The following is a 14,626-nucleotide window of genomic DNA, read 5'->3' on the forward strand; positions in this document are numbered from 1 at the left end:
CCCCCCCCCCCCCCCCCCGCCCCCACCCCCCCCCCCCCCCCCCCCCCCCCCCCCCGCCCCGGCGGGCGCCCCCCCCCCCCCCCCCCCCCCCCCCCCCCCCCCCCCCCCCCCCCCCCCCGCCGCCCCCCCCCCCCCCCCCCCCCCCCCCCCCCCCCCCCCCCGGGACTGGGGGCGGAGGACGCGACGGGTCATGCGCGGATGACGCGCCGCCTCATTCCTTCGCGAGCGCCGCCTGCTTGATTTTCGACAGCGTCGCCCCGGGCAAAATCGCATCCGGATCGATCTTCAGATGAATGATCGACGGCAATCCCGAGCTACGCGCCGCCGCAAAAGCGGCCGCAAACTCGGCGGTCTTCTCCACCGTCGCGCCGAAGCCGCCGAAGGCGCGGGCGTAGGCGGCGAAGTCAGGATTGTGCAGTTCGGTCGCGGCGACGCGGCCCGGAAATTCGCGCTCCTGATGCATACGGATGGTGCCGTACATGCCGTTGTCGGCGATGATCGTGATGATCGGCAGCCGATACTGCACGGCGATCGCGAACTCCTGGCCGCTCATCAGGAAGTCGCCGTCGCCATTGACCGACAGCACCAACCGCTCCGGGTGCAGCCGCTGCATCGCGATCGCCGCCGGCATGCCGTAGCCCATCGATGCCGAGGTCGGGGCGATGTGCGTCATGTAGTTTCGGAAGCGATAGAAGCGGTGGATCCATGACGCGTAGTTGCCGGCGCCGTTGCACAGGATGGTGTCGTCCGGCACATTGTCGCGCAGCCACACCATCACGTCGCCGAGATTGACGTCGCCGGGCTGCGGCGTCGCCGTCTGGGTCCAGGCCAGATACTCCGCATGCGCCGCATCCGCCGCGTCGCGCCACTCCGCCTGCGGCGCGATGTCGAGCTTGCTCAGCGCCGCGACGAAGCGGATCGGCGAGGCGTGGATCGCGAGCTGCGGGCGATACACCCGGCCGAGTTCCTCGGCGCCGGGATGGATGTGCACCAGCTTGGTCGCCGGAGCCGGAGAGTCGAGCAGCGAATAGCCCTGCGACGGAATTTCGCCGAGCCGGCCGCCGATCAGTACCAACAGATCCGCCGCCTTGGCGCGCGCCACCAGTTTCGGGTTGGGGCCGAGCCCGAGATCGCCCGCATAGCGCGGATGCATGACGTCGAACAGCGTACCGCGGCGATAGCTGGTGGCGATCGGCAGCCCCGTGCGCGTTGCAAACTCGGCGATCTGTTCGCGCGCCTTCAAATTCCAGCGGCTGCCGCCGAGCACGAGGAGCGGCCGTTGCGCGCTCGCCAGCAACGCCGCCAGCTCCTGCATCTCCTCGTCGCCCGGCGAGGTCTCGACCTGCTTGTAGCCCGGCGCGTTGCTGACGCTGACGCGCTCGCCCAGCACATCCTTGGGCAGCGCCACCACCACCGGACCGGGCCGACCGCTGGTCGCGGTGTAGAACGCGCGCGAGACCAGCTCGGTGACGCGGTCGGGATCGTCGATCTCGGTGGTCCACTTCGTCATGCTGCCGAACACGGCGCGATAGTCGAGTTCCTGGAACGCCTCACGCTCTCTGACGCTGCGCTCGACCTGGCCGACGAACATGATCATCGGCGTCGAATCCTGCCGCGCCACGTGGATGCCGGCCGACGCATTGGTAGCGCCCGGCCCTCGGGTGACGAAGCAGACGCCTGGCTGGCCGGTCGCCTTGCCGATCGCTTCGGCCATCATCGCGGCGCCGCCTTCGTGGCGGCACACCGTCATGGTAATGTCGCGGTCGCGCAGCGCGTTGAGCACCGGCAGGAAGCTCTCGCCTGGCACGCAGAACACGTGCTTGACGCCGCAGTTCACCAATTGATCGACCAGCGCCTCGGCGGCGGTGCGGCTCTTCAGCATTTGATGCATGGCGTTTCCCTGTTGTAAGGCGCGGCCGTCACGGCCCGTACAGCACCAGTTCGGTTTCGGTGAGGTCGCCGACCCGCGGCGGGTTCGGCCCCTTGAAGTACTTCCGCCCACGCGAATCCGAGTAAAGACCACGGAGCCCGTCGATCGGGCCGTTGGCGTCGAGCGCCACCAGCGGCGCGCCGCGCCACAGCAGTGCGCGGCCGAGCGCACCGGCGCAACGCACGAACTCCGAGACGTCGCGGCAATACACCAGCTGCATCGCCGGCGTCGGATAGCGGCCGTGCTTCATCCGCTTCGGCAGCAGGATGAACGGCATCGCCTCGGCACCGACACGCGCGACCAGCGCCAGGCAGCCATAGGCGGCGTGGCTGCGCAGCAGTTCGAGCTCGGCTTTCGGCAGCCCGGCCATGACGCGCGTGTCCGCGTTGATACGGTCGATCCGCATACCCGGCTCGGCGCGCGACAGCCGCGGCACGGCGACGAACATGCCGGCGCAATAGCGCCGGAAGCCTTGAGCCTCGATGATCGGCCAGGTGTTGGCCGCCGGCGAGATGTTGACGTAGGTGACCGCCTTGTTCTTCTGCGCCATCGAGGTCAGCATCGTCGCGTAGTTGCGGAACTCCGGGTCGACGTACCAGCTCGACACGTTGCAGCGAAGCGCGCCGGAACCGCGCTCGGCATAGATCAGCAGCAGCACGCCGACGGGCCGGCCGTCGGCCTCGAGCAGATAGCCGTAGCGCGGACACGCCTCGGGGATATTACGCGCGCGCTGGCGCTGCAGACCGCTGCGCCAGTAGTCTTGCGTGCGGCCCGAAAATCCCCGCGTCAGCAGCTCCGAAACCGCTTCGAGATCGGCTTCGGCGATTTCACGGCAGCGTACTTGCGGGGCGTTCATCAGTGTTTACCAATCGACCGGATTTGCGCGCTACGTACATAGATTCGCTTCATGTTTGCGCCCTATGGTGTTTGTCTCACGGATCGATCAGGAAGGCGAAATAACGATGTCTGTACGGTTAACGATTGTGAAGATGATGGAAGAGATCGCAGCCGAGCAGAACCGCAAGCTGCCGGCACTCACCGACGATCTGGTACTCCACCAATCGGGCTTTGATTCGCTGTGTTTCGCCATCCTGGTGGCGCGGCTCGAAGACACCCTCGGCGTCGATCCGTTCACCACCGCCGACGACGCGATCTTTCCGGTGACGCTGGGCGATTTCATCAAGGCGTATGAGAATGTCCCCGCGTGAAATCTGCGCGCTGCGCAACTACCTTGCGGCCGGTGTGAGCGACCGCACGCTGTCCGACGCGACTGAGACCATCGCAGTCGCCGACATCGCGCGCGGAACCGTGCTGGGCGGCCGGCTGCCGCGGCTGGCGGGCCGCTCCGTCGTGCTGTCGCTGTCGACGCAGCTCCTCAGCGGCATCGCGATGATCGAGCTCGACGGCGTCGCGCGCCGGATGTTGCTGTGTCCGCCGGATTTCAACATGGACTACGCGGCGTCGCTGATCGCGGATGCCGAGATCGACGCGATCGTCACCGATAATCCGGCGCGCTGGGCGGATCTCGGCGTGGACCTGATCGTGCCCGCCGCGCTGCCGCTCCAGCCTGCCGAGTTGCCGGAGCTGTCGCACAGCACGCAATGGTTGATGCTGACGTCGGGAACCACCGGCGCGCCGAAGATCGTGGCGCACACGCTGGCGGCGCTGACCGGCGCGATCGTGGCCGACGGCGCGCCGACCGGCACGCCGCCGACTGGCACGCCCCCGACTTGGGCGACGTTCTACGACATCCGCCGTTACGGCGGCCTGCAGATCTTCCTGCGCGCCGTGCTCGGCGGCGGCTCGATGGTGCTGTCGGCGCCGGGCGAGCAGGTGTTCGAGCATTTGGCGCGGCTTGCCGCGCGCGGCGTCACGCATATTTCCGGCACGCCGTCGCATTGGCGCAAGGCGCTGATGAGCGCCGCGATCGCGAATTTCCGTCCGAACTATGTGCGGCTGTCGGGCGAGATCGCCGACCAGGCGGTGCTCGACAGCCTGCGCCGCGCCTTCCCGGATGCGTCGATCGGCCATGCCTACGCGTCGACCGAAGCCGGCGTCGGATTTGCAGTGAACGACGGCCGCGAAGGCTTTCCGGCCACGATGATCGGCCGCAGCGCCAACGGCGTCGAGATGAAGGTGGTGGACGGTTCGCTGCGGATCCGCTCCGGCCGCACCGCGCATACGTACGTCGGAGCCAGCGCGCCGGCGCTCGCGGACGCCGACGGCTTCATCGACACCGGCGACATGGTCGAGCTGCGCGACGATCGCTACTACTTCGTCGGCCGCCGAGACGGCATCATCAATGTCGGCGGCCTCAAGGTGCACCCCGAGGAAGTCGAAGCCGTGATCAACCGTCACCCCGCGGTGCGCATGGTGCGGATCCGCTCGCGGCGCAGCCCGATCACCGGCGCGCTGGTGGTCGCCGACGTGCTGCTCGCCAACGTCTCGGACTCGGGGCGCACCGGCGAGATCCGTGAAGCAATTCTTGCGGAATGCAGGCACGCGCTGCCGGCCCACAAGGTGCCGGCGGTGATCAACTTCGTGCCGCAGCTCGACGTCACCGCCTCCGGCAAGCTGGCCCGCCATGCGTAAGGTCGTGGTGACCGGCGGCAGCCGCGGAATCGGGCTGGCGATCGCGCGACGTCTCGCCGCCGGCGGCTATGGCGTGATCGCCGTGGCGCGGCGCGAGAGTGACGATTTGCAAGCTGCGACCTCCGCCGCAGCGAATGGCCCCGGCTCGATCGCGTTCAAGCCGTTCGATCTCGGCGAGATCGACGCCATTCCGGCTTTCGTCAAGGAGCTGCGTCGCGAGTTCGGCTCGATCTGGGGCCTGGTCAACAACGCCGGCATCGGCACCGAGGGCGTGCTGGCGACGATGCACAACAGCCAGATCGAGACGCTGCTGCGCATCAACGTGACCTCGCCGCTGGTACTGACCAAGTACATCGTGCGCAACATGATGGCGGACGGCGGCGGCCGCATCATCAACATGTCGTCGATCATCGGCTCGACGGGCTACAATGGTCTCTCGGTGTACGGCGCCACCAAGGCGGCGGCGATCGGCTTCACGCGGTCGCTGGCGCGCGAGGTCGGTCGGGTTGGCATCACCGTGAACGCGATCGCGCCAGGCTTCATCGACACCGAGCTGACGTCCGGATTGGCCGGCGACGGCCGCGACAAGATCGCAGGCCGCAGCGCGCTCCGCCGCCTCGCCGAAGCCGACGACGTGGCGCGGATGGTCGAGTATTTGCTCGGCGACGGCGGGCGGAATATCACCGGGTCGGTACAGACCATCGACGCCGGCAATACGGCTTAGGCCGCGTTCCCTCACCTATCGTTCGTCATTCCGGGGCGGGCAGCGAAGCTGCACGAGCCCGGAATCTATATCCCCTAGACTCGTGATAGAGCACAGCAGCCGCACCGCCGTGCTTCACCGCTTCGTCAGGGCGTATGGATTCCGGGCCTGCGCTGCTGCGCAGCGCATCCCGGAATGACGGGGAGAGGTTGGTTGCTCGGTCGAGGTTCCGGGTTCGCGCTACGCGCGCCCCGGAACGACGGAGAGGCTGGTGTGAGCGCCGATCAATCCAGCGCCAGCACCTCGCGCACGCTCGCCGGCCATGCGCTGGTGTCGATGCCGTGCGTCGCGAACAGCGCGACGGCCAGCCGGTCCATGCCGAAGGCGACGCAGCCGGTGTGGGCGGGGGCGCCGTCCGCGTCGTCGATGCCCCAGGTCACGCCGAAATGCTCGCGATGATAGTTGAAGCTCATGCAGGCGGTCGGGGATTCTTCCGAGCGCAGCGGCACCAGCAGCTCGAATTTCAGTGCCTGCTGCTGCTGGCTGATCGCCTTCATCCGGCCGACGCGGCCGAAGAACGGATCCGACGCGGTGTCGACCCGGAACGCCAGGCCGAGATCGCGGGCGATCGCCTGCGCCTTAACCATCCAGCGCTCGCGAAACGCTGCAACATCCGCCGGCGCGCCGATGCAGACATATTCGCGCATCCGAAACGATTGCAGCCGGTCGAGATGCTTCGACGGTTCGCGGCGGAAGCAATCCGCGGCGACGTCGAAGCGCAGGCCGCCGGCCGGCAGCGGGCCGCGGCTCGCCGCGATCGGATACACCGGATAGCAGGCCGCCGGCGACAGCACGAGATCGGCCGGCGACAGCGACGTCGTCCAGTCGCCGCCGGCGTCGAACCGGCTCACCGCCGCATTGATATCCTGCTCGGTGCCGTGCAGGCCGCAGACGCAGCCGAGCAGGTTCGGGAAGCTCTTCAGATAACCCGACTTCTCGAGTTGTGCCCGGCTCATCACCGGCGGGAACCGCATTACTTCGGTGCCGGCCTCGCGATGCCGAGAGATCAACGCCGCGAGCTTGTCGACGATGCCTTCATACAGCGCGGTGCGCGCATAGACGCCGTCGGCGCCGAGCGGGTGAAACAGATGGGCGGCGAGATGATCGAGCGGATCGACCGGCTGCGCGGCGACGATGGACGGAGCCGAGCGAAGTGCGACATTCATGCTGGTGGCCTCCTGTAAGGGTGTCGGTGATCAGTCGCGCAGCGTCGCCGGCACGGCGGCCATCAGGCTGGCGGTGCCGATGTTGGCGAGGATGCGATCGTTGTTGATCATCAGCGGCGACGACAGCACGTCACGCAGATGCCGGCCGATACTGAAGTCGCCGTCGTTGCGATAGCCCGCCAGGCCGCAAGCGCGCATCGCGCTCATCACCGTCTCGACGGCGAGTTCCGAAGCTTCGACCTTGAGGAGATTGATGGCGGACTGGAAATCCAGCGAGCCGAGCGCACGTTCGTCGAACTCCGCCGCCGTGTACGCGTCGAGATTGGCGCCGATCAGCGCGCGCAGCTTGATCAGCGAGCGCTTGGCCGCATTGTAATGCGCTGCGCCGGGCGGCAGCTGGCCGCCGGCGCCCCGCGCCGCCTTGCGGATGAAGGCCTGCGCGCGCTCGACCGAAGCCGCCGCGATGCCGGCCCAGGCCGACGACCACGACAGATGCGCTACCGGCGTCATGGTCTGGGCGTGAATGCGATCGTAGGGCTCCGCGAACACCTGCGCGGCGAGGCCGCTGGCCTTGAGTTCGAACCCGCGGCTGCAGGTCCCGCGCATGCCGAGCGTCTCCCAGCCCAGCGTCGGCCGCAGCGTGTAGTCGTCCTTGGTGAACACCACCAGCACCTGATCGGAGGCCGCGGCGTCGTTGGCGCGGCGCGCGATCGTCATCACGCCGTCCGCCTGGGCGCCGTAGGAAATCACCGTTGCGTCGCGCACCAGCGCCACGGCCTCGGCGGTGACTTCGACCGCCGCCGCGCTGGCGCGGATGTTGCCGCCATTGTTGCCTTCGGTGGTCGACGACGCCAGCAGCAACTGCTCGTCAGCGATCCGCCGCATCAGTTGCTCGTGCCACACGCTGCCGCGGCCGTGACGGACGAGGCAGGCCACCTTGGTCTGATGCATCGCCACGATCATCGCGGTCGAGGCGCAAGCGCGGCCGAGCGCGTAGCACATCTCGGTGACCTCGTGGACCGTGGCCCCTTCGCCGCCGAACTCGACCGGGATCTGCGCGCCGAGCAGACCGTGCGCACGTGCCGCGTCGATCGCGGCAGCGGGAAACCGCGACTCGCGGTCGACGCTGTCAGCCTCTGCCGCCGCGATCGCCGCCACCTGTGCCACGCGTTGCGCCAATGGGACAGCAGCGTGCCGGAACGAAACGGCCGACGCGGCAAAGTCGGGAACTGCGTGATCAGTCATCATCGCCATGGTGTCGGGCCTCCCTTCGAGACGGACAATGCAGGTGATTAGTCGGGCATCGCTATGCGCAATCGGTGCGGCGCTGGATGTTGCCAACGCCACGCTAGGGAGGAGGCCGCCCGCCGTCGAGATGATTCAAAGTGAATCAATTTGCGATCGAATCCGACGGTTAATCCGGGCTTTTCCAAATGCAGAAAATTTGCGCCTTTCCCGTTAGTGTTAAGATGCGAACACCATTTTCAGACAATGCGCCGCGATTGTTTTTGCAAGTTTTCTGCGATTACATCGCGACTAATCGGGACGCGCGCGACGGCAGATCGGCATCCGCCGGACCGCGCGCGAAACACCAACACGGAGGTTGCCATGCAGGCGGAGACGGCCACGGCGGTTCAGACCAAGATCCTCGAACTGGTGCAATCGATCCTGGCTCAGAACGTAACCGCCAATCGCGTGAAGCCCGATACGCGCCTTGCCGACGCCGGCCTGACCTCAATGGAGATGGTCAATCTGATGCTCGGCGTCGAAGCCGCGTTCGACCTGACGCTGCCGCAATCCGACATCACGCCGGAGAACTTCACCTCAGTCGAAACCATCGAACGCCTCGTTCTGCGGCGCCAGCAACTGCAGGCAGCCTGAGCGGCTGTTACTCCGCATCATTTCGACGCACCCGCAGCACATCACCAGGAGCCCACCCGATGTCCACCGAGCTGATCCTCACGTCGAACACCAATGTCGAGCTGAAGCCCGCCCCTATCGAGCCGTCGTGGATCATCGAGGGCAATCCCGTCGCCACCAACTGCACGCTGTCGCGCAGCGCCGACGGCATGGCCTCGACGATTATCTGGCAGTGCACCGAGGGCAAGTTCGAGTGGCACTACGACATCGACGAGACGATCTGCATCCTCGAAGGCTCGGTGGTGATCGAAAGCGAAGGCATGCCGGCGAAGCGCTACGGCCCGGGCGACGTGATCTTCTTCAAGGACGGCGCCAGCGCGCGCTGGCACGTCGAAGGCCACATCCGCAAGATCGCATTCTGCCGCCGCACCCAGCCGAAGCTGTTCGGCCTCGCCGTCCGCGTCTACGCTAAGCTGCGCACGATGCTGATGCCGGCGGCTCAGCGCCCGGTCACATCCCTGCTCGGCGCCAACTAAGCTCCTTTTCACCTGCCCCGGACGCTACGCAGCACGCCGCTCTCACGGCGTGGTGCGCGGATCCGCTCCGGCCTTTCCCTTGCCGCGGATCAGGTAGCTGACCGGTGCTCCCGAATCGGCGCGCAGCGCGTAGCGCCACGCTTGTCCGGAACACGGGTCACGCTCTGCCGGCGCCTCCGAGACTATTTCCAACGATTCACCCCTGCTATCGAGATTGATTTGTCGCAAAGCCGGAGCCCGCCGATTCTGTCATTTCATCATGCGAAAGTCTTATTGGAGCGTGGCGGACAGCGATGGGGTACACTCTCGGCCGAAGCGGCAGACCTTCGATACTGGCCCTCGTGTATTCGGACGGGGCAGCGGCCTGCCGGATGATTTCCGAGTTTGGCTATCGGCTGCGCGACAACGGCGTCGCGATCGCCGGGATCGTCGCTTATCACGCGACGCGTGACGGCACCCCGCGCTGCGACATGGAAATCGAGGAGCTGTCGTCGCGGATCATCCTGCAACTTGCAGACGATCAGACGCCGCAGGCCGCCGGCTGTCGGGTCGATCCCGCCGCCATGCAGGACGCGGCGGCGCTGATCAGTGCGTCGTTTCAGAAATGCCCAGAGCTGCTGATCGTCAACAAGTTCGGCCAGCTCGAAGCCGGCGGCGGCGGCCTCGCCGATGCCATCACCGAGGCGGTCGATCTCGGCATTCCGGTGATCGTCGGCGTCCCGGAGCGCCACATCGCGCGCTGGCGCGAATTCACGAACGGCCTTGCCGAGGAGGCGATGATCGATTCGCCGCGCATCCAGCACTGGCTGTCTCGCCGCGGCCTGATCCCGCAGCGCGTCCGCGCTGCTGCCGAGAGGGTGCTGAATTCGGCGGCGTGATTACACGACCGACCCCGTGTTTATCAGTTGTCGCCAGCGTGGGCGGCAGCATGTCCCGCGACTGGTAAGTCCGTCATTGCGAGCGAAGCGAAGCAATCCAGGGCGTCGAGCACGAGGCTGGATTGCTTCGTCGCTGCGCTCCTCGCAATGACGGAGAGGCTGTGCGTGAGGCTGCGCGCCGACGCGGTGCTGAAGCCCGCGGTTTGAGGACGGTCTCTGCTCCTGTTTGGAGATGCCGCCAGCGTCAATACGAAAACCTGCCGCGATTGCTGAGTCCGTCATTGCGAGCGAAGCGAAGCAATCCAGGGCGCCGAGCACGCGGCTGGATTGCTTCGTCGCTGCGCTCCTCGCAATGACGGAGAGGCTGTGCGTGAGGCGGCGCGCCGAGGCGGCTTCGGCCGCGCAGGCGGGACGAGCCCGGGCATGACGAAGGCTTTCGGTGTGGCGAAGACCTACCCGAACTTGAACAGCACGCCGTAGCCGCCGCGGGGGTAGTTCCATTCGATATCGCCGCCGCCTTCGGCGATCACCCGGCAGGTGCCGCATTCGACGCAGCCGTCGGGCGTCACTTCAACCTGGCCGTTGCTGTTCAGCTCGTAGCAATGCGCCGGGCAGACCTTCAGCAGCGCCAGCAGTTGCGGCGACGGTTTGGTATGCGGCTTCACCTTGATATGGGCATTGCCGACGTCGACCAGATAGCGGTTCTGGAACAGCTTGTCTTCGACCCGAATGGGGGCTTCCGTGGTCATGATGGCCTCTCCGATTTGGATGAACTGATCCGCGCTCAGCGCCACGCCCGCGCGAAGCGGAACGCGTCGCCGAACAATCCGCCCCACGACCGCGCCGACACGAACGACTTGATCGTGGTCTTCTCCTTCTCCAGCTTCGGCGTGCCATCGACCCGCACGAAATTCTGCAGCGCCTTGTTGATCAGCTGCGGATAGGTCAGGAAGAAGTTCTGCGACTGGATGTGCAGCAGGCCCGGCATGTCCTTGTACTTCTTTAGGTCCTTGATGACGAAGCTGTCGTCCAGCATGGTCTTGTAGAGCGCCAGGTTCTGCTTGGTCATCGGATCCTTGCGCGACTTGACCTGGAAGATCGCCTCGCCGGCGATCCGCCCCGAGGTCATCGCCAGATTCGAGCCCTCGCGGTGCAGCGCGTTGTTGAGCTGCGCGGCGTCGCCGACCACGACCCAGCCGTCGCCGTAGAGCTGCGGAATGGCGTTGAAGCCGCCTTCCGGAATCAGGTGCCCGGCATATTCCTTGACTTCCGAGCCCTCGATCAGCGGTGCGATCGACGGGTGCTTCTTGAAGCGGTCGAGCAGATCATAGGGCGTCTCGCCGCTCTTCTGGAAATCGGCGACAAGACAGCCGATGCCGATCGAGATCGACTCCTTGTTGGTGTAGAGGAAGCCCATGCCGGTCATGCCGGCCGAGATCGTGCCGGCCGCCTCGATCACTACGCCTTCGTCGCCCTTCAGATTGAAGCGCGCCTCGATGGTCTCGCGCGGCAGGAAGTGCATTTCCTTCACCGCCAGTGCGACATTGTCCGGCGTCGGCCGTTCGCGCAGCTCCGCCTTGGTGCCGAGCAGGCCGTTGACGCCCTCGGCCAGCACCACGACATCGGCGTGCACCTGGCCGCCATCACGATCGGTGAGCACGCCGATCACCTTGCCGTAGGCGTCCTTGACCAGTTCCTTCACCGTGGTCTCGCACAGCACCACCGCGCCGGCTTCCTGCGCCCGGCTCGACAGCCATTTGTCGAACTGCGCGCGGATGATGGTGTAGCGGTTCGGCTTCTCTTCGTTGAAGTCGTCGGAGCGATGATGCAGGCCGGTGTGCGACTTGCCGTCCATCATCCAGAACCGCTGCTCGACGAGGTGCCGCTCCAGCGGCGCGTCCTCGCGGAAGTCGGGCACCAGCTTCTCCAGCATGTCGGCGTAGAGGATCGCGCCCTGCACGTTCTTCGAGCCGGGATACTCGCCGCGCTCGATCTGCAGCACCTTCAGGCCGCGCTTGGCCATGGTGAGCGCCGCGGCATTGCCGGCCATGCCGGCGCCGACCACGATGGCGTCGAAACGTTCCTCGATCATGGCAGCCTCCTGTTAGCTCGCGATCCGGTCGCGGGTGTGCGGCGACAGCCGCTTGCGGAACGCTTCGGTCAGCGCCGGCAGCAGCCGGATCGCATCGGTGACGAGAGCGAGATGGGCGAAGTCGAAGATCGGCGCGTTCTTGTCGGTGTTGATCGCGACGATCAGGTCGGAGCCGTCGACGCCGACGCGGTGCTGGATGGCGCCGGAGATGCCGGCGGCGATATACAGCTTCGGCCGGATGGTCTTGCCGGTCTGGCCAATCTGACGGTCGGCCGAGACCCAGCCCTTCTGCACCAGCGGCCGCGAGCAGCCATATTCGGCGCCGAGCACGCCGGCGAGCTGGCGCACCAGCTGAAAATTCTCCGGCGAGTTGAGCCCGAGGCCGCCGGCGACGACGATGTCGGCATAAGCGAGGTTCGAGGTCGCCTTGTCGCGATCCGGCACGAAGGCCAGGATCTTGGTGACGATGTCGGCCTCGACCAAACCGAGCGGGAATTCGATGACGCGGCCGATCGGCTTCTCGACCCGGTCGGGCATCGACATCACGCGCGGCCGCACCGTGGCCATCTGCGGCCGGAAGTTCAGCGTGTAAATCGTGCACAGCAGCGAGCCGCCGAAGGTCGGACGCGTTGCAGCGAGCGAGTTGTCGCTATCCACCTCGAGCTCGGTGCAATCGGCGGTCAGGCCGGTCAGCAGCGTCGTCGCAACCGCGCCGGCGAGATCGCGGCCGAGCGTGGTGGCGCCGAGCAGCAGGATCTCCGGCTTGTAGGTGTTGACCAGATCGGTCAGCGCCTTGGTGTAGGACTCGTTGCGATAATCGGTGAGCACGTCGTCGGCGCAGACGTAAGCGAGATCGGCACCGTAGCAGAACGACTCCGCCACCGCGGCCTGCGTCGCCTCGCCCTTGGGGCCGATCACCACGGCGGCGAGCTGGACGCCGAGCTTGTCGGCAAGCCGGCGGCCGGAGCCCATCAGCTCCCACGACACCGGATGCACGTGGCCGCGCTCCTGTTCGATGAAGACCCAGACGTGCTTGTATTGCTTGAAGTGCTCGGACAGCTCCTTCTTGGCGGAGGCGCGTCCGGCGGGCTGCGGTGCAGGCTTGGCTGGCTGACTCATCGGAACGGCTTTCTTGTAAGAGATGTCAGAACCCGCGGGCCAGCTCGAACATGTCGGCTTCGAGCTTGGGGCGGAGCTTGAAGATTTCGTCGATCAACGCCTCGGCCGGCGGCTGGCCGGCGGCCTCGACGACCTTCGCCTTCTCGGCGCGCGGCGTCGGCGCGAACACGCGCTTCACCACGGTCGGCGAGCCGCGCAGGCCGCATTTCGAGATGTCCTCGACGCCGGCATCCTGCGCGCTCCACTTCACCACCTCGGCGCGGGCGGCGTTCAGCGCGTTCTGCATCGAGCCGCGGCGCACCTGATTAGTGCCTTCCAGCATGGTGATCAGGCAGGGCAGCGTGCTGCGCAGCACCTGCACGCCGCCCTCGGAACGACGCTCGACCTCGATGGTGCGGCCTGCGAGATCGACCGACGAGACCTTCGAGACGTAAGTGAGCTGCAGGAAGTCGAGCCGCTTGCAGATGCCCGGGCCGACCTGCGCGGTATCGCCGTCGATGGTCTGCTTGCCGGTGAACACGATATCGGGCGCACCGAAGGTTGCGCCGATCTTTCGGATCGCAGCGGCGAGCGCGTAGCTGGTGGCGAGCGTATCGGCGCCGGCGAAGAAGCGGTCGGTGAGCAGCACCGCGCGGTTGGCGCCGAAGGTCAGCGCCTTGCGTAGCGAATCCTCGGCCGACGGCGGCCCCATGGTCAGCACCGTGACCTCGCCCCCGAGCTGATCGCGCAGCCGCAGCGCCTCTTCGAGCGCGAACAGATCATAAGGATTGATGATCGTCGGGACGCCCTGGCGCATGATCGTGTTGGTGACCGGATGCACGCGGATTTGCGCCGAGTCCGGGACCTGCTTGATACAAACAACGATATGCATGATGTGCTCCGCGTTCAGCTGACACAGAGCTATCAGCAAGGGCCGTACCAACTTTGCGTACAGCGAGATTCATGCGGGAAAGCAAGGTGTTGCACGATCCGCCGCGGCACGGCTCCGGCTTTCGCCGTGGAGGCGACCCGACAAGTGTGACACTTGTCAGGAAGGCGACAGCGGGTTGGAGAGAGACCCTCAACGCCCACTCACGCAGGCGACACAGCCTTACCAACTGCACTGAGCCCTCATCCTGAGGAGCCCGGCGAAGCCGGGCGTCTCGAAGGATGGGGCCACGCGGCACGCGCGGCCCATGGTTCGAGACGGCGCTGCGCGCCTCCTCACAATGACGTCGTGCTTGGGGCAAGGCGTGGATGGCCGGGACAAGCCCGGCCATGACGGAGAAGTATGTGAGCTCGGCGAGGTTTACGCCCCCGATTACTTCAGCGCGTCGAGCGAGACGAAGGCTGCCTTGCGCGGGGCCTTCGGCGCGACTGCGTCCTTGAGCACTTTGAAGACACGCTGGTCGAGCGGTGAAGATGCCACGAAGTCCGCATAGGCGCGCTCCAGCACCGCTTTGCAGCGCGCCGCGGCTTCATCGCCTGGCAGCCCGGCGAGATCTTCGCCGGCGAGATACTGGCCCATCCGCCGCAGGATATGCAGACGTGCGACATTGAGAAGCTTCGGGTCGTAGGCGACGCCGAGCAGCTGGAAGAACTCCTCCGCCGAACCGGCGCGCTGCAGCTGGCCGATGATATCAGCCGACGCGGTGGTCGTGGTCGCCAGGGACGTACTCATGTCACTCTCCTTCGCCTAAGGTTGGGCGCC

The 14,626-nt window shown here is 66.5% G+C and carries 15 protein-coding genes; 6 read left to right on the forward strand and 9 right to left on the reverse strand.

The window, feature by feature from the left end:
* Positions 1 to 211: 211 nt before the first annotated feature.
* Together D4Q52_RS24285 and D4Q52_RS24290 are read right to left on the reverse strand one after the other, a co-directional pair.
* The gene (locus tag D4Q52_RS24285; protein ID WP_119859155.1) at positions 212 to 1,891 is read right to left on the reverse strand and encodes a thiamine pyrophosphate-binding protein; all 1,680 of its coding nucleotides are present in this window, start codon (positions 1,889 to 1,891) and stop codon (positions 212 to 214) included.
* A gap of 28 nt (positions 1,892 to 1,919) precedes the next feature.
* The gene (locus D4Q52_RS24290; RefSeq protein WP_119859156.1) at positions 1,920 to 2,786 is read right to left on the reverse strand and encodes an acyl-CoA acyltransferase; all 867 of its coding nucleotides are present in this window, start codon (positions 2,784 to 2,786) and stop codon (positions 1,920 to 1,922) included.
* A 106-nt stretch (positions 2,787 to 2,892) separates the two neighbouring features.
* Between D4Q52_RS24290 and D4Q52_RS24295 the strand changes: the two genes are divergently transcribed.
* From D4Q52_RS24295 to D4Q52_RS24305, 3 genes are read left to right on the forward strand one after another with little or no spacing between them, the layout of a single operon-like run.
* Positions 2,893 to 3,138 (forward strand): acyl carrier protein, encoded by a 246-nt coding sequence (locus tag D4Q52_RS24295; RefSeq protein ID WP_182915439.1) that lies wholly within the window; start codon positions 2,893 to 2,895, stop codon positions 3,136 to 3,138.
* Positions 3,125 to 4,522, forward strand: a complete 1,398-nt coding sequence (locus tag D4Q52_RS24300; protein WP_119859157.1) for a class I adenylate-forming enzyme family protein — start codon at positions 3,125 to 3,127, stop codon at positions 4,520 to 4,522. The genes D4Q52_RS24295 and D4Q52_RS24300 overlap by 14 nt, the downstream gene beginning before the upstream one ends.
* Positions 4,515 to 5,246 carry an SDR family NAD(P)-dependent oxidoreductase gene (locus D4Q52_RS24305; protein WP_119859158.1) on the forward strand — a complete coding sequence of 244 codons (732 nt, stop codon included), beginning with the start codon at positions 4,515 to 4,517 and terminating at the stop codon, positions 5,244 to 5,246. The genes D4Q52_RS24300 and D4Q52_RS24305 overlap by 8 nt, the downstream gene beginning before the upstream one ends.
* A 263-nt stretch (positions 5,247 to 5,509) precedes the next feature.
* On the opposite strand, the gene D4Q52_RS24310 is transcribed toward D4Q52_RS24305, so the two are convergent.
* Both D4Q52_RS24310 and D4Q52_RS24315 read right to left on the reverse strand, forming a co-directional pair.
* Positions 5,510 to 6,451 (reverse strand): amino acid--[acyl-carrier-protein] ligase, encoded by a 942-nt coding sequence (locus D4Q52_RS24310; RefSeq protein WP_119859159.1) that lies wholly within the window; start codon positions 6,449 to 6,451, stop codon positions 5,510 to 5,512.
* Between the two features lie 30 nt (positions 6,452 to 6,481).
* The gene (locus tag D4Q52_RS24315) at positions 6,482 to 7,705 is read right to left on the reverse strand and encodes an acyl-CoA dehydrogenase family protein (RefSeq protein WP_119859160.1); all 1,224 of its coding nucleotides are present in this window, start codon (positions 7,703 to 7,705) and stop codon (positions 6,482 to 6,484) included.
* Between the two features lie 354 nt (positions 7,706 to 8,059).
* Between D4Q52_RS24315 and D4Q52_RS24320 the strand changes: the two genes are divergently transcribed.
* From D4Q52_RS24320 to D4Q52_RS24330, 3 genes are all read left to right on the forward strand, one after another.
* Positions 8,060 to 8,332, forward strand: a complete 273-nt coding sequence (locus D4Q52_RS24320; RefSeq protein ID WP_119859161.1) for a phosphopantetheine-binding protein — start codon at positions 8,060 to 8,062, stop codon at positions 8,330 to 8,332.
* A 59-nt stretch (positions 8,333 to 8,391) separates the two neighbouring features.
* Positions 8,392 to 8,847: a cupin domain-containing protein gene (locus tag D4Q52_RS24325; RefSeq protein WP_119859162.1), complete on the forward strand. Its 456-nt coding sequence runs from the start codon at positions 8,392 to 8,394 to the stop codon at positions 8,845 to 8,847.
* Positions 8,848 to 9,140: 293 nt separating this feature from the next.
* Entirely contained in the window at positions 9,141 to 9,725 is a 585-nt protein-coding gene (locus D4Q52_RS24330) for a DUF2478 domain-containing protein (RefSeq protein WP_119859163.1), read from the forward strand.
* Between the two features lie 452 nt (positions 9,726 to 10,177).
* On the opposite strand, the gene D4Q52_RS24340 is transcribed toward D4Q52_RS24330, so the two are convergent.
* The 5 genes from D4Q52_RS24340 to nifW all read right to left on the reverse strand — a co-directional run bounded on the left by D4Q52_RS24340 (position 10,178) and on the right by nifW (position 14,596).
* Positions 10,178 to 10,474, reverse strand: a complete 297-nt coding sequence (locus D4Q52_RS24340) for a ferredoxin family protein (RefSeq protein WP_119859184.1) — start codon at positions 10,472 to 10,474, stop codon at positions 10,178 to 10,180.
* 35 nt (positions 10,475 to 10,509) lie between these two features.
* Positions 10,510 to 11,817, reverse strand: a complete 1,308-nt coding sequence (locus tag D4Q52_RS24345; protein WP_119859165.1) for an FAD-dependent monooxygenase — start codon at positions 11,815 to 11,817, stop codon at positions 10,510 to 10,512.
* 12 nt (positions 11,818 to 11,829) lie between these two features.
* Positions 11,830 to 12,936, reverse strand: a complete 1,107-nt coding sequence (locus tag D4Q52_RS24350) for an electron transfer flavoprotein subunit alpha/FixB family protein (protein ID WP_119859166.1) — start codon at positions 12,934 to 12,936, stop codon at positions 11,830 to 11,832.
* A gap of 25 nt (positions 12,937 to 12,961) precedes the next feature.
* The gene (locus tag D4Q52_RS24355) at positions 12,962 to 13,807 is read right to left on the reverse strand and encodes an electron transfer flavoprotein subunit beta/FixA family protein (protein ID WP_119859167.1); all 846 of its coding nucleotides are present in this window, start codon (positions 13,805 to 13,807) and stop codon (positions 12,962 to 12,964) included.
* 429 nt (positions 13,808 to 14,236) lie between these two features.
* A complete protein-coding gene (nifW, locus tag D4Q52_RS24360) occupies positions 14,237 to 14,596 on the reverse strand; it encodes a nitrogenase stabilizing/protective protein NifW (RefSeq protein WP_119859168.1) in 360 nt (119 codons plus the stop codon).
* Between the last annotated feature and the right edge of the window lie 30 nt (positions 14,597 to 14,626).

The sequence above is a fragment of the Rhodopseudomonas palustris genome, assembly GCF_003591005.1.
GTDB lineage: Bacteria > Pseudomonadota > Alphaproteobacteria > Rhizobiales > Xanthobacteraceae > Rhodopseudomonas > Rhodopseudomonas palustris_K.

What these genes read in the sequence shown, in the direction of transcription:
- D4Q52_RS24300 (WP_119859157.1), top strand. Translation starts at nt 3,125, where the DNA reads ATGTCCCCGCGTGAAATCTGCGCGCTGCGCAACTACCTTGCGGCCGGT.
- D4Q52_RS24285 (WP_119859155.1), bottom strand. Translation starts at nt 1,891, where the DNA reads ATGCATCAAATGCTGAAGAGCCGCACCGCCGCCGAGGCGCTGGTCGAT.
- D4Q52_RS24290 (WP_119859156.1), bottom strand. Translation starts at nt 2,786, where the DNA reads ATGAACGCCCCGCAAGTACGCTGCCGTGAAATCGCCGAAGCCGATCTC.
- nifW (WP_119859168.1), bottom strand. Translation starts at nt 14,596, where the DNA reads ATGAGTACGTCCCTGGCGACCACGACCACCGCGTCGGCTGATATCATC.
- D4Q52_RS24350 (WP_119859166.1), bottom strand. Translation starts at nt 12,936, where the DNA reads ATGAGTCAGCCAGCCAAGCCTGCACCGCAGCCCGCCGGACGCGCCTCC.
- D4Q52_RS24295 (WP_182915439.1), top strand. Translation starts at nt 2,893, where the DNA reads ATGTCTGTACGGTTAACGATTGTGAAGATGATGGAAGAGATCGCAGCC.
- D4Q52_RS24325 (WP_119859162.1), top strand. Translation starts at nt 8,392, where the DNA reads ATGTCCACCGAGCTGATCCTCACGTCGAACACCAATGTCGAGCTGAAG.
- D4Q52_RS24320 (WP_119859161.1), top strand. Translation starts at nt 8,060, where the DNA reads ATGCAGGCGGAGACGGCCACGGCGGTTCAGACCAAGATCCTCGAACTG.
- D4Q52_RS24345 (WP_119859165.1), bottom strand. Translation starts at nt 11,817, where the DNA reads ATGATCGAGGAACGTTTCGACGCCATCGTGGTCGGCGCCGGCATGGCC.
- D4Q52_RS24330 (WP_119859163.1), top strand. Translation starts at nt 9,141, where the DNA reads ATGGGGTACACTCTCGGCCGAAGCGGCAGACCTTCGATACTGGCCCTC.
- D4Q52_RS24310 (WP_119859159.1), bottom strand. Translation starts at nt 6,451, where the DNA reads ATGAATGTCGCACTTCGCTCGGCTCCGTCCATCGTCGCCGCGCAGCCG.
- D4Q52_RS24355 (WP_119859167.1), bottom strand. Translation starts at nt 13,807, where the DNA reads ATGCATATCGTTGTTTGTATCAAGCAGGTCCCGGACTCGGCGCAAATC.
- D4Q52_RS24340 (WP_119859184.1), bottom strand. Translation starts at nt 10,474, where the DNA reads ATGACCACGGAAGCCCCCATTCGGGTCGAAGACAAGCTGTTCCAGAAC.
- D4Q52_RS24315 (WP_119859160.1), bottom strand. Translation starts at nt 7,705, where the DNA reads ATGGCGATGATGACTGATCACGCAGTTCCCGACTTTGCCGCGTCGGCC.
- D4Q52_RS24305 (WP_119859158.1), top strand. Translation starts at nt 4,515, where the DNA reads ATGCGTAAGGTCGTGGTGACCGGCGGCAGCCGCGGAATCGGGCTGGCG.